The organism is Acinetobacter sp. ANC 3903 (genome assembly GCF_002135315.1).
Taxonomy (GTDB): domain Bacteria; phylum Pseudomonadota; class Gammaproteobacteria; order Pseudomonadales; family Moraxellaceae; genus Acinetobacter.
This window is the reverse complement of sequence record NZ_NEGA01000009.1, coordinates 98,886-110,934: the sequence shown is the minus strand read 5'-3', so window position 1 is coordinate 110,934 and position 12,049 is coordinate 98,886. Positions and strand designations below refer to the sequence as shown.

Annotated in this window: 15 protein-coding genes and 1 pseudogene; 7 read left to right on the top strand and 9 right to left on the bottom strand. The window is 40.0% G+C overall.

Annotated elements, in window-relative coordinates; translation table 11 throughout:
• Positions 1-356: 356 nt before the first annotated feature.
• Positions 357-674 carry an NGG1p interacting factor NIF3 gene (locus B9T29_RS09000; RefSeq protein WP_086175595.1) on the top strand — a complete coding sequence of 106 codons (318 nt, stop codon included), beginning with the start codon at positions 357-359 and terminating at the stop codon, positions 672-674.
• Positions 675-902: 228 nt separating this feature from the next.
• Here the strand turns inward: B9T29_RS09000 and B9T29_RS08995 are convergent, their stop codons facing one another.
• From B9T29_RS08995 to B9T29_RS08985, 3 genes are all read right to left on the bottom strand, one after another.
• A complete protein-coding gene (locus B9T29_RS08995) occupies positions 903-1,418 on the bottom strand; it encodes a hypothetical protein (RefSeq protein WP_322853469.1) in 516 nt (171 codons plus the stop codon).
• 412 nt (positions 1,419-1,830) lie between these two features.
• Positions 1,831-2,598: a nitroreductase family protein gene (locus B9T29_RS08990; protein WP_086175594.1), complete on the bottom strand. Its 768-nt coding sequence runs from the start codon at positions 2,596-2,598 to the stop codon at positions 1,831-1,833.
• A 110-nt stretch (positions 2,599-2,708) separates the two neighbouring features.
• Positions 2,709-3,509, bottom strand: coding sequence for an enoyl-CoA hydratase (locus B9T29_RS08985; protein WP_086175593.1), 801 nt, complete (start codon positions 3,507-3,509; stop codon positions 2,709-2,711).
• Between the two features lie 114 nt (positions 3,510-3,623).
• Here B9T29_RS08985 and B9T29_RS08980 point away from each other — a divergent pair, with 114 nt between their 5' ends.
• From B9T29_RS08980 to B9T29_RS08965, 4 genes and pseudogenes are all read left to right on the top strand, one after another.
• The gene (locus B9T29_RS08980) at positions 3,624-4,193 is read left to right on the top strand and encodes a nicotinate-nicotinamide nucleotide adenylyltransferase (RefSeq protein ID WP_086175592.1); all 570 of its coding nucleotides are present in this window, start codon (positions 3,624-3,626) and stop codon (positions 4,191-4,193) included.
• 46 nt (positions 4,194-4,239) lie between these two features.
• Positions 4,240-4,803, top strand: a complete 564-nt coding sequence (locus B9T29_RS08975) for a YceI family protein (RefSeq protein WP_086175591.1) — start codon at positions 4,240-4,242, stop codon at positions 4,801-4,803.
• 48 nt (positions 4,804-4,851) lie between these two features.
• Positions 4,852-5,067 (top strand): annotated as a pseudogene (locus B9T29_RS08970) (nicotinamide-nucleotide adenylyltransferase); the annotation flags it as partial.
• A gap of 57 nt (positions 5,068-5,124) precedes the next feature.
• Entirely contained in the window at positions 5,125-5,703 is a 579-nt protein-coding gene (locus tag B9T29_RS08965) for a YceI family protein (RefSeq protein ID WP_086175590.1), read from the top strand.
• 45 nt (positions 5,704-5,748) lie between these two features.
• Here the strand turns inward: B9T29_RS08965 and B9T29_RS08960 are convergent, their stop codons facing one another.
• Complete coding sequence (locus B9T29_RS08960) at positions 5,749-6,639, bottom strand: LysR family transcriptional regulator ArgP (RefSeq protein WP_086175589.1); 891 nt, start codon at positions 6,637-6,639, stop codon at positions 5,749-5,751.
• Positions 6,640-6,757: 118 nt separating this feature from the next.
• Here B9T29_RS08960 and B9T29_RS08955 point away from each other — a divergent pair, with 118 nt between their 5' ends.
• The gene (locus B9T29_RS08955) at positions 6,758-7,357 is read left to right on the top strand and encodes a LysE/ArgO family amino acid transporter (protein WP_086175588.1); all 600 of its coding nucleotides are present in this window, start codon (positions 6,758-6,760) and stop codon (positions 7,355-7,357) included.
• 72 nt (positions 7,358-7,429) lie between these two features.
• Here the strand turns inward: B9T29_RS08955 and B9T29_RS08950 are convergent, their stop codons facing one another.
• From B9T29_RS08950 to dapD, 5 genes are all read right to left on the bottom strand, one after another.
• Positions 7,430-7,888 (bottom strand): peroxiredoxin, encoded by a 459-nt coding sequence (locus tag B9T29_RS08950; RefSeq protein ID WP_086175587.1) that lies wholly within the window; start codon positions 7,886-7,888, stop codon positions 7,430-7,432.
• 154 nt (positions 7,889-8,042) lie between these two features.
• Positions 8,043-8,456: a hypothetical protein gene (locus B9T29_RS08945; RefSeq protein WP_086175586.1), complete on the bottom strand. Its 414-nt coding sequence runs from the start codon at positions 8,454-8,456 to the stop codon at positions 8,043-8,045.
• Positions 8,457-8,469: 13 nt separating this feature from the next.
• Positions 8,470-9,141: a 7-cyano-7-deazaguanine synthase QueC gene (gene queC, locus B9T29_RS08940; protein ID WP_086175585.1), complete on the bottom strand. Its 672-nt coding sequence runs from the start codon at positions 9,139-9,141 to the stop codon at positions 8,470-8,472.
• 38 nt (positions 9,142-9,179) lie between these two features.
• A complete protein-coding gene (gene queE / locus B9T29_RS08935; RefSeq protein WP_086175584.1) occupies positions 9,180-9,890 on the bottom strand; it encodes a 7-carboxy-7-deazaguanine synthase QueE in 711 nt (236 codons plus the stop codon).
• 111 nt (positions 9,891-10,001) lie between these two features.
• Positions 10,002-10,823, bottom strand: a complete 822-nt coding sequence (gene dapD, locus B9T29_RS08930; RefSeq protein ID WP_086175583.1) for a 2,3,4,5-tetrahydropyridine-2,6-dicarboxylate N-succinyltransferase — start codon at positions 10,821-10,823, stop codon at positions 10,002-10,004.
• A 299-nt stretch (positions 10,824-11,122) separates the two neighbouring features.
• Here dapD and carO point away from each other — a divergent pair, with 299 nt between their 5' ends.
• On the top strand, positions 11,123-11,878 hold the full coding sequence (gene carO, locus B9T29_RS08925; RefSeq protein ID WP_086175582.1) for an ornithine uptake porin CarO: 756 nt from the start codon (positions 11,123-11,125) through the stop codon (positions 11,876-11,878).
• Positions 11,879-12,049: the final 171 nt, after the last annotated feature.

The following is a 12,049-nucleotide window of genomic DNA, read 5'->3' as shown; positions in this document are numbered from 1 at the left end:
ACACCAGTACAAAGTCAGAGAAACAGTAAATGGTATGGAAAATACCTAAACATTGCGTTGGACTGTTTTATTAGAAAGACTATTGGTGTAATGAAAATATTGTTGTCATGACCGAGAAGAAAATAAAAACTTTCGAACTCGAAGCTTTAGAACAAAATATATTTTTAAACATAGAGCGTTTTTTGAGCAATGTAAAAGATTGAACTGTCTGAGAAATGTCACGAAAAGTAATAGGCGGTTGTATTTAAAATAGTTTTGATTTTTGAGGTTCTGATAAAGTCTAAATGAAATCTCATAAAGATTAATTCAGGTATAAGGGCTAAGATAATCCTATCTTTATTCTGTTTGTTGATAGCATGCTTAAACTGATTTATTACGTTCCTGAATCTCATCTTGAATCAACCAAAAACGCCGTGTTTCAAGCAGGGGCAGGTGGGATAGGCAACTATGAGCATTGTGCCTGGCAGGTGTTGGGTATAGGACAGTTTAAACCGCTAAAAGGTGCAGATCCTTTTATTGGCGAAGTCGGAGAGCTAGAACAGGTGGGGGAATGGCGTGTAGAAACCATTGTGCCGGAAGATCGGGCTTCAAAAGTAGCAAAAGCATTAAAGGCCAGCCATCCTTATGAAGAGCCTGCGTTTGAGTTTATTCAGATGGTGGAGATTGAATACTAATATATCTTCATGAGAGTGAATTCGAGTGTGAGGGGTATTCATAAGAATAGGAGCTTTAAACTCAGTCTTAATCCATTCAGCCAAACTGAACAGACTGGATTGCTATGCTGATCTGAGTGCTGAAAAGACTTCCGACTCAGAAAATGAGCCGGATTGAGGAATTGCTGCCGCACAATTGGAAGCCTGCCTGAAATCAAGTGAGCTTTACCGGATGCTTACTATAAAATATCAATTCCATTTTTCTTGATATTTTTGAACCCAGTACAATTTGGTTTCTATCCTGTAGCTACCATCGGAATTAAGGGAAATGATGTAATGGATATTTTTACCTCGACTTCGATTGCCTTTTCTTTCGGGAACTTGATATTTGTATTTTTCTACTTCTTTAGGGGGAGTGAGTACAATCTGTTTCCAAGCGGTAGGGGGAAGTTTCGCTACACCATTTTGTTGTGCAATCATTATTGCTTGTCTTCTTTGCTCGGCATTTTCTCCACTCGCATAACGTAATTCTTCAGGAACACCATATCCTTTTTTTATCTGCTCTTCATAAGTCATCCAAGGCGCATATTCAATAATAATTTGTTGAGGAACATAACCTTCAGGAGATACCTTACAGCTATCTGATAAGTCATTATACTTTAACTTCGGATTAATCTTAAAATTGGCACATTCAGGCCATGTGTTTTTGTAAATATAGCTTTTGTTTTGCCCGTGTATTGAGAAACTAATACTATTTTTCATCATTGATGAGCATCCTGTAGCTAACATTATTATATTTATAAATATGCTCGTTTTAATAAGTTTGACCATTATAAACGCCTGTCTTAGGTATAAATGTTAATACGGTTCCATAATTGGCTTTAATCCAGTCTAGGTATTTTTGTGTTTGTATTGCTTCACGTTGTTTGGTTGGATCATAAACAATAGTTGCAGTACCTGTTTTATCATTGGATTTTAAGTCTTGATATTCTGTTAATGGCTTACATCCTCCTATAATTTCTATAGATTTACAGTTAGGAGAGGATTTTAAGTTATTGTTATGTTTTTGAATTTGTTTAAATTAATGGCATATTTATATACCTTAAGCTAATAAGCGACATCCATGTCGCCTTATGCGTATCAGATTTAGATATTTAAATTTTCAAAATATTGATCATCAAACCTTCTGAATAAACAACTCGCGCTCAAAACGGTATTGCGGGAAGAATACGCCGTCTTTAGCCCGTTCACCTGCACCAATCACCATGACCGGATACTGTTCGTCATTTAATTTCAGAATTTCACGAACCATCGGCTCATCAAAACCTTCCATCATACAGCTATCAAAACCATAAGCTCTTAACGCTAAAACTAGATTTTCACAAGCCAACGCTGTAGTTTTGCTTGCCCAAAGTTTTGCATCTGCCGGGTTAAAAGCAGTTACTGGCAATTGCTTATCCAGTGTACGTGCAATTTTGAAAGCAACTTTCTTAAAGTTACCCAGAGCATTGAAATAACCCGTTTTATAATTATATGGAATAAACTTGTAATACTTCTGCACAGCAGCAGGTGCTTCAGGAAATGGAAACTCGGAAATGTTCATTTTCGCCATTTCATCAATACGGTCGGTACGCGCCACACAAACAATTAATTCCGAAGCTGTTTTTGCTGCAAGCTGGCTTAAACAGGCTTTGACCAGCTGTTTCTTTTTGGAAGAGTTTTGCACCACATAAAAAATCCAAGGCTGTAAATTGGATGAGTTTGGGGCAAGCAAAGCCAAATCTAAACAGTCATCCAGTACTTCTGCAGGAATGGGTTTTTTCGTAAATTTACGTACAGAACGACGGCTTTGTACGACTTTTTTAAAGTTTTCAACATCAATATCTGTTGGGGCTGGCTCAAAATAACGTTTCTTTTCAGTTTGGGTTTCGCTTGATTGGGTCATCTTTGTTTACTCAGCTTTTAAAGCTTAAAATTTATATCTATAAAATGCATAAAGCCACCGAACAATGTCATTATTCAGTATTCAGTGGCTTTTCATTTAACTATAAAAAATTAGTTAAATTGTGCAAAATCCGGTTTACGCTTTTGCATAAATGCAGCAACCGCTTCAGCCATTTCAGGTGAAGATACACGCTTCATAAAGATTTCAGCTTCATCATCAATACAGCCAATAATTTCTTCAAGATTGTGCTTCATTAAGGCTTTGGTCTGTTTGATCGACGCTAGAGGAAGTGCAGCCAGAGTTTGTGCCTGTTTCAGTGCAGTAGCATAAACGTCATCTTCAATACTATTTACAATTCCAGCACTCAAGGCTTTTTCGCTGTTAAATTTTTGCGCGGTGAATAGTAACTCTGCTGCTTTATGATAACCCGCTTGCTGGATTAACAGTTTGCTTGAAGCACCTTCAGGAGAAAGTCCCAGACTGACAAATGGAATCTGGAACAGGGCAGTAGCATCACTATAGACCAGGTCAGCATGCAGTAAAATGGTCACCCCAATGCCAATGGCAACACCGCGCACTGCTGCAATTAAAGGCTTGGAAAATTTTGCAGCTGATTTGAGTACAACAAATGGAGGGGCATCACCGGCTTTACCTGCAAGAGGGGTCTGGATAAACTTCATGAAATCCTGCATGTCGTTACCGGCACTGAAGTCGGCATCCGAACCACGCAAAATCACCACGCGAACCTCTTTATCCTGATCGGCTTCATCCAGTGCCTGAGCAATTTTTAGATACAGCTCGCCGTACAAGGCATTTTTAGCTTCCGGACGATTAATGGCTAAGGTAAGCACCCCATGCTCTAAATTCGCATTCAAATGTTGATGTGGTTGTTGAATACAGCTCAGTGTCATCGTACTATCCTTGCTTTAAAATTTAATTTAATTTAATTTGATTTTATGGCGTTTATTATGTCGCATATTTATTTTAGCGGCACAACTCACGAGTCATAAAAAATTTGAACCGTTATGAACTATACATTTGATTATCTGGTTTTCATTGGTCGCTTTCAGCCCTTTCATCTGGCACATATGCAAACCATTAAAATTGCATTGCAGCAAAGCCAGAATGTGATTCTGGCTTTGGGCTCGGCACAGAATGAACGCAATATTAAAAATCCGTTTAGTGCTTCCGAGCGTGAACAGATGATTTTGTCCAACTTTTCAGAAGCAGATCAACAGCGGATCAAGTTTGTGCATGTGATTGATGTGTATGACGATCAAAAATGGCAACAACTGGTGCAATCTTTGGTCACTGGCGTAGTCGAGCCCGAAGCGAAAGTCGGATTAATTGGTCACTTTAAAGATGAATCTTCCTATTATCTGAAGCTGTTCCCGGAATGGCAGATGGTAGAACTGGACAGCCTGGTCGGGGCAATTTCAGCAACGCCACTACGTGAAGCTTATTACCGTGGTGAAATTATCGAATCGGCTTTTCCACTCGGAACCAGCGAGTTTTTACATAAGTTTCAAAATACTGAGACTTATCAACAATTGGCACATAAGTTTGCAATGAACGATAAAACAAATCTGAGCTGAAGCTGTTTTAAGTATTGAGTTCATTTAATTGTTAGGGAGCAACATGATGAATCTATTCTTAAAAAATATTGTTTATGCAGGATGTCTCTCAGCTGTGTGTATGTCAGCCTCTTATGCCAAGAGCTGGAGCTTGACGCCTAAAAGTGATGTAGGCTTTAGCATTAACTCATTGGGCTTGACTGTAGTGAAGGGGAGTTTTCAGCAGTTTAAGGCAACAATGCAGTTTGATCCACAAAAACTGCAACAGGCTTCGACGGAATTTAGCATGCAGGTGGATAGCATGAATGTATCCAAACCAAGTTTAAAAAATATGATTATGGGTGAGGAGCTGTTTCATGCCTCACGCTATAAAACAGTGAATTTTAAAAGTACCCAGTTTAAACCGCATGCTACCAACAGATATTGGATTCGGGGAAATCTGACCTTGCGTGGCATCACCCGTCCAGTTGTGTTTGATACCATCTTAACGCCCAACAACAACAATCCAAATCTGCTCGATGTAAAATCAACTACCGTGATTAACCGCTCGGATTTTGGCATGAAAAAAGCGAGTACGGGTGTGGGTGAGAAAGTGAGTATTCATCTGATTGGGCAATGGAAAGCTATATAATATAAATATATTTTTAATTGGACCATTTTAAGAAAATTGTCTTAAGATCTAAAATTCTTCCTGGAATGGGAGATGGTAGAACTGGAAAGCCTGGTTGGGGTAATTTCAGCGACGCCACTACGTGAAGCCTATTACTATGGTGAAATTATCGAATCTGCTTTTCCGCTCGGAACCAGCGAGTTTTTACATAAATTTAAAAAAATGGCCATTTATCAACAATTGCAGGACAAATACCTGACTCAAGATAAAACCAATCTTGAATAATCTTCAGTAAGCTACTAGGTCGAGGCAAGCCATTGCAACGATCCAGGAGTGGGTAAGATGAACCTCAACACAAGTTTGAAATGTATCTTCATTACGGCTGTCCTCAGCTTAAATATTAACGCGATCAACGCGCATGCCAATACCCAGCAGTGGTCTCTCACGCCAGCAACGCATGTTGGTTTTGATATCAAGTCGATGGGCTTTTCGATCGTAAAAGGCAAATTTGAACAGGTTCAGTCCAGTATGAGCTTTGATCTCGCAGCCCCACAAAATGCTTCTGCCCAGTTTGTATTGAATGTGAATAGCTTGAGTCTGACCAAGCCATCGCTCAGAAATTTAATTTTGGGTGAAGATTTTTTTTATGCTGAAAAATACCAGACTGCAACATTTACCAGCCATCAATTTATCGCTTTAGGCAATAATCATTACAGCATAAAAGGGGATTTATCCTTGCGTGGCGTGACCCAGCCGGTAGTTCTGGATACCCTTTTAAAACCCAATCCAACCAATCCCCAGCTGATGGATGTTGAAGCTAAAACAGTGGTTAAACGCAGTGACTTTGGTATGAAAAAAGCCTTCGGCGGCATAGGGGAAAAAGTCAATATTGAGGTCTTTGGCCAGTGGCAGCCCAAATAACACAGCATATCTATCTGAAACCAGTTTCTGTGGATCGGGTTGTTTTTAATTCATGTGATGTGGTGCATTTTCCAGCAAGTCTAGCGTCAATTGTTGTAATAGCGCAGATTGCTGCTTCCAGTGATGCCAATACAGTTTCATCTCGGTTTTGGCATCTGGAATCACTTCAATCAATTTCCCGGTTTGAAGATCATCACCCATTTGATATTGCGGCACTAAACCAAAGCCTAAACCCAAATGTACTGCTTCTACAAAAGCAGTCGAGGAGGGAATAAAATAATGCGGATAGCTTTGCTGGTTCAGACCAAACAAGTTCAGGATCACCTGATGATGCATTAAATCTTTACCATTGAAAATAATGGCTGGAGCATGTCTTAAAGTATCACGGTGAATTCCATCTTTAAACCACTTTTCTACAAAAGAAGCTGTTGCCACCATACGGTAAGTCATCTGCCCCAAGTAATGCACTTCACAGCCCTTCATGGCAGTGGATTCGGTCGAGATGCAGGCATTGACCAAACCGGTTTCCAGCAGCTGATGAGTTTGGGTCTGATCATCCAGAGACAGTTTTAGCGCAATCTTTTGCTCAATCAATGTGCTTTGCAGGACTTTAAGTAGCCAGGTCGATAAAGAGTCGGCATTGGTGGCAATACTGAATTGATGAAACTCATGCTGGCTGGATTGCCCCATGAACTGTTGTAACAGATTCTGTTCACGTAGGCGTTGATGCTGTAAATGTTCTAACAGCTTTTGACCGGCTTGCGTCACCCGGCAGGGACGTTCGCGCAGCAATAAAATCTGTCCCAAATCTTTTTCCAAAGCCTGCACCCGCAAGGTGACTGCAGAAGCGGTAATACACAGTCGCTGTGCAGCTTCGTCAAAACTGCCGGATTCAGCAACGGCAAGAAAAGCTTCACAGGATTTACTTGAGAGCATGGCAATAACCTAAGAAAAATTAAGTAAGATTGATATTTTCTTAATCATACTTAATTTGAGCTTTAAGCTGGGATAATTTACCACAGGATTTGTGAATTATTTTTAAGATTTAGTACCTATGTTAAATAGTGCCTTACATGGTTTTGCCATGGCTTTAAGCCTGATTGTGGTGATTGGTGCACAAAATGCTTTTGTATTGAAACAAGGGATCAAACAGCAACATATTTTTGCCGTGTGCCTATGTTGTGCCTTGTCTGATGCAATATTGATTTCAGTAGGAGTACTGGGTTTTTCAGAACTGGTCTTGTTGCATCCGGATTGGCTGAATATTGCCAAGTATTTGGGTGCGACTTTCCTGTTGATATATGGGGCACAACATTTTCATCAGGCCTGGAAAGGTGAGCAGCATTTAGATGTTACTCAAGATGATGTGCCTTGTTTATGGAAGGTCTTGTTGATTTGTTTAGGCTTAACCTGGCTGAACCCGCATGTGTACCTGGATACAGTGGTGTTACTCGGCTCAGTCTCGACCCAATATCCAGACACGCAACTGTATTTTGCCCTAGGGGCAATCAGTGCATCATTCCTGTTCTTTTTTAGCTTGGGCTATGCAGCACGTTATTTGCAACTGATTTTTCAACGCCCACAAGCCTGGAAAATACTGGATCTAATAATTGGCTGCGTGATGTGGTCTATTGCCATTTCCTTATTGAAATAAGTAGATGCACAACACAAAAGGCATGAGCAATACTATTTCTAGTTAAAATCATGCCTTTTTTATAGGGGAAAATTAAGCGGCTTGCAGAGCTTTCAAGTCTTCAAGCACCTGTTCTGCATGGCCTGCAGCTTTGACCTTACGGTATTCTTTTAGCAGTTTGCCGTTATGGAAAATAAAGGTTGAACGCTCAATACCCATCACTTGTTTGCCATACATGTTCTTTTCTTTAATCACATCAAAAAGATTGCACAGAACTTCTTCTTTGTCGCTAATCAGATTAATAGTCAAATTTTGTTTTTCGGTAAAGTTTTGATGCGCTTTAACCGAGTCACGCGAAATACCTAAAATTGTAGTATTCAAGGCATCAAACTGGTCTTTCAGGCAGGAAAAACCGATCGCCTGTGTAGTACAGCCCGGGGTAGAATCTTTAGGATAAAAATACACAATCAGCCATTCGGTCGGTATTTCAGTCAGGTTAATTTCACCGCTTGTGGTTGGGAAGCTTTGATTGGGCAGCGTAATAGCAGACATGTGTGGATCCTTATCAAGTCGAATTTATCATATTGATCTTAAGTTTATGCTGACATGATAGCGAATTTAGCCCTGCTTATGCTGAAGTTGGGATATAAATTTTAACCATAAAAAAGCCTGCAACGATGCAGGCTTTTATTCAATCTAAACCAACTTATTTTTTAGGTTGTTGAGCAGATTTCATTGCTTCTTCAGTCAAGCTTTTAAGTTTGCCGGTCAATTGTGGGCCGAAACAAGCTTGTAAGTCTTTATTTTGTTTTTGTACAAAAGCTAAAGTTGCAGGGCTTTTCTTTTGGTTAATGGTACTTTGGATTTCCCATTTTTGTGCATTGGTTAAGCGGCCATCGGCTTCAACTGCACAAGTACAGTATTTGCTTACTTCAGATGAGCTAAGTTTTTTACTTTTGCCAGTTTCTTCTTTACAAACATTAATTAAAGCAGATTTTACATTAGTGCTTTTATAAGCTTCTTGAAGCTTATTTGTTTCAGCTGCATTTGAAGCAGTAGCCATTAATGCAACCGCAGAAACCAATGTAGAAAGAATAATGTTTGACTTCAAATTTTTCATGTACTGTACCCTGTTATGACGGTATATAACGTGTCGGATCGGCGATACCCGCATCAGCAAAACCTTGTTTACGTAAGCGGCAGCTATCGCATTTACCACAAGCACGTCCTTGGTCGTCTGCTTGGTAGCAAGACACCGTTTGACTATAGTCTACGCCATGTTCTATACCTAAGCGAATGATATTTCCTTTAGATAAATGTAACAGAGGTGTTTCAAATTTAAGAGGTTTTCCTTCTACACCCACCTTGGTTGCCAGGCGCGCCATGTTGGCAAAAGCCTCAATAAATTCAGGGCGACAGTCAGGATAACCTGAATAATCAACGGCATTGATGCCAATGACAATCGCTTCTGCACCAAAGACTTCGGCAGCTGCGAGTGCATAAGAAAGAAATATTGTGTTACGTGCTGGAACATAAGTTACAGGAATACCCTCTTGTTCATGCTCTGGTACATCAATGCTATGGTCGGTTAACGCAGAGCCGCCCAAATTACCCAAATCAATATTAATGACACGATGTTCTACACCAGCACGTTGTGTTAATGCTCTAGCTGCATCCAGTTCGGTGGTTGAACGTTGACCATACATGAAACTTAAAGCAATACATTCATAACGTGCTTGCGCCCAAGCCAAACAGGTTGTTGAATCTAAGCCGCCAGATAATAAAACTATGGCACGAGGGCGCATATCAAAATCTCCAAAAAATAAGTAAGAACAAAAATAGATTAACGACCAGTTTCATCGTTCCACAGCAATTTATGTAATTGCAACTGGAAACGAACAGGGAGATGGTCATCAAGTATCCATTGTGCTAAATCACGGGCAAGTTGAGGCAAGCGTACCGCACCTTTTTCCACCGCAAAAGCAGGCGAGAACCAAACGGTACTCACTTTATCGGCGAGTTGGTATTGTTCAACCTGCTGTTTTGACCATTCATAATCTTCCCGGTTACAAATTACAAACTTGATTTGATCGTGCGGGGTTAAATGATCGAGATTACTAAGCAAATTTCGTGCAACTTCACCGGAAGTCGGGGTTTTTAAATCGAGTACTTTTGAAACGCGCGGGTCGACTTTAGACACATCTAAAGCACCACTGGTCTCAAGTGAGACTTCACAGCCCAAGTCAGCTAAACGCTGCATCAAAGGCAGGGCATTAGGCTGTGCCAGTGGTTCACCACCCGTCACACAAATATAAGGGGTTTTAAAATCGAGCGTAGTTTGAATAATATCTTCGAGTGATTGTCGCTCGCCACCTTCAAAAGAATAGGTGGTGTCACAATAGGTGCAGCGTAAAGGACAACCGGTTAAACGAATAAAAACCGTAGGCAAACCCGCAGCATTGGCTTCACCTTGTAATGAATAAAAAATCTCCGTGATGCGTAAACCCGCAGACGGATCAGAAACAGGAATAGCGGAAGATCGAAGAGTATTCATAACAAAAAATTACCACACCAAAAAATGACAGAGCACAAAAACAAAAATCCCTACGATCATTGCTGACCGTAGAGATGAGGAGCGATCGCTCCGCAACAGACTTAAGAAATCTTAGTCTTCGCGTAATAAATCGTTCAAGCTGGTTTTTGCACGGGTTTTCGCATCTACTTTTTTCACGATGATTGCAGCATACAGGTTGCAAGTACCATCTTTAGATGGAAGGCTACCTGAAACCACAACCGAACCTGCAGGAACGCGGCCGTAATGGATTTCGCCAGTTTCACGGTCAAAGATTTTAGTTGATTGACCAATGAACACGCCCATAGAAATCACAGAACCTTCTTCTACGATTACGCCTTCAACGATTTCAGATCGTGCACCGATGAAGCAGTTGTCTTCAATAATGGTTGGGTTTGCTTGAAGTGGTTCAAGAACACCACCAATACCCACGCCACCAGACAAGTGAACGTTTTTACCAATTTGCGCACATGAACCTACAGTTGCCCATGTATCAACCATGGTACCTTCATCCACATAAGCACCGATGTTCACGTATGAAGGCATCAATACCACGTTTTTCGCCTGGAAAGAACCTTTACGGGCAACAGCAGGTGGTACTACACGTACGCCTGCAGCTTTAAACTGTTCTTCAGTCCAATTAGAAAATTTAGTTTCTACCTTGTCGTAGAAACGAAGATCACCAGACTCGATTGGTTTGTTGTCATTTAATTTAAAAGATAACAAAACAGCTTTTTTAAGCCATTGGTGGACAACCCATTCACCGTCGATTTTTTCAGCCACACGAAGTGTACCGTTATCTAGGCCAGCAATAGCTTCTTCTACAGCGCTACGAATTTCAGCGGAGCAGTCTGCCGCAGTGAAATTTGCACGGTCTTCAAAAGCTTGTTCAATGATTGTTGAAAGCTGAGACATGATCTTCCATTTCCAAAAAAAATTTTCAAGATTTTACACTATATTGAGACAGAAATAGATGAAAAAGTGGCTTTGGATCGGAATTAATTATGAAAGAGGCGAAAAATAAGATAAAAAATCAGCGATGAATATTAAGTAAACAAAAAATGATTTAATAATCAAAAGCAAACAGAAAATGTATCAAAAAATAACAAAAACTAAGCAAATTTCGAATAAAAGTTAAGCAATTAATATTTTATAGTTTTAATGATCAGAAAAGCACTAATGATGAAAATAGAAATTTTTTGAGGAGATCTATCATGAAAACTTTAGCTACGATTTTAGCAGCATCTATATTAACTGCTATTGCAGGAACAGCTATGGCAGCTGATGATGCAGTAGTGCAAGATGGCTATACATTTGAGCGTAACCAGCTTATTCCTACCGGTGTTCGTGCTGAAGTAGGGACAACTGGTTATGGTGGTGCCTTGCTTTGGACTGCAAACCCGTATGTCGGTTTAGCCCTAGGTTATAATGGCGGTGATATTTCTTGGACAGATGATGTATCAGTAAATGGTACAAAATATGACTTGGACATGGATAATAAGCTGGCTTATTTAAATGCAGAAATTCGTCCTTGGGGTGCAAGTACAAACCGTTGGGCACAAGGCTTATACATGGCTGCGGGTGTAGGTTATCTGGATAACCAATATGATTTACAAAAACGTATTGGAGATGGGGAAACCTTAAGCATTAACGGCAATAACTATGAATTAGCTGTTGCAGGTCAAGAAGGTAATGTACGTGGTCAAATGTCCTACGAAAACGATATTGCTCCTTATGTAGGCTTTGGTTTCGCACCAAAAATTAATAAGAACTGGGGATTATTTGGTGAAGTAGGTGCTTACTACACAGGTAACCCAAAGGTTCAATTAACACAAAATAATCTAGCACCAGTAACAGGTAATACCATACCTGCTCAAGTTGCAGTAGATCAAGAAGCGAATGAAATCGCAAATGATGATAAATATCAATGGTTGCCAGTGGGTAAAGTAGGCGTAAGCTTCAACTGGTAATCAAAGATTGCCCCCCCATTAAAAAAAACGAGCTTCGGCTCGTTTTTTTATTTTTTCAAAATTAAATTATGTAAAATTAAGCTGGTTTTAGTTAAAAGCGATAACCGACCTTGAGGCCATAAGCAATAGCTTTGTTATTGTTTACCGAAGATAACACGCCAAATAAATTGC

Coding starts and splice junctions, on each gene's coding strand:
- queE (WP_086175584.1), bottom strand. CDS start 9,890: ATGAATACTCTTCGATCTTCCGCTATTCCTGTTTCTGATCCGTCTGCG.
- B9T29_RS08975 (WP_086175591.1), top strand. CDS start 4,240: ATGAATCTATTCTTAAAAAATATTGTTTATGCAGGATGTCTCTCAGCT.
- B9T29_RS08980 (WP_086175592.1), top strand. CDS start 3,624: ATGAACTATACATTTGATTATCTGGTTTTCATTGGTCGCTTTCAGCCC.
- queC (WP_086175585.1), bottom strand. CDS start 9,141: ATGCGCCCTCGTGCCATAGTTTTATTATCTGGCGGCTTAGATTCAACA.
- B9T29_RS08950 (WP_086175587.1), bottom strand. CDS start 7,888: ATGTCTGCTATTACGCTGCCCAATCAAAGCTTCCCAACCACAAGCGGT.
- B9T29_RS08945 (WP_086175586.1), bottom strand. CDS start 8,456: ATGAAAAATTTGAAGTCAAACATTATTCTTTCTACATTGGTTTCTGCG.
- B9T29_RS09000 (WP_086175595.1), top strand. CDS start 357: ATGCTTAAACTGATTTATTACGTTCCTGAATCTCATCTTGAATCAACC.
- B9T29_RS08960 (WP_086175589.1), bottom strand. CDS start 6,639: ATGCTCTCAAGTAAATCCTGTGAAGCTTTTCTTGCCGTTGCTGAATCC.
- B9T29_RS08985 (WP_086175593.1), bottom strand. CDS start 3,509: ATGACACTGAGCTGTATTCAACAACCACATCAACATTTGAATGCGAAT.
- carO (WP_086175582.1), top strand. CDS start 11,123: ATGAAAACTTTAGCTACGATTTTAGCAGCATCTATATTAACTGCTATT.
- B9T29_RS08965 (WP_086175590.1), top strand. CDS start 5,125: ATGAACCTCAACACAAGTTTGAAATGTATCTTCATTACGGCTGTCCTC.
- B9T29_RS08995 (WP_322853469.1), bottom strand. CDS start 1,418: ATGATGAAAAATAGTATTAGTTTCTCAATACACGGGCAAAACAAAAGC.
- B9T29_RS08990 (WP_086175594.1), bottom strand. CDS start 2,598: ATGACCCAATCAAGCGAAACCCAAACTGAAAAGAAACGTTATTTTGAG.
- dapD (WP_086175583.1), bottom strand. CDS start 10,823: ATGTCTCAGCTTTCAACAATCATTGAACAAGCTTTTGAAGACCGTGCA.
- B9T29_RS08955 (WP_086175588.1), top strand. CDS start 6,758: ATGTTAAATAGTGCCTTACATGGTTTTGCCATGGCTTTAAGCCTGATT.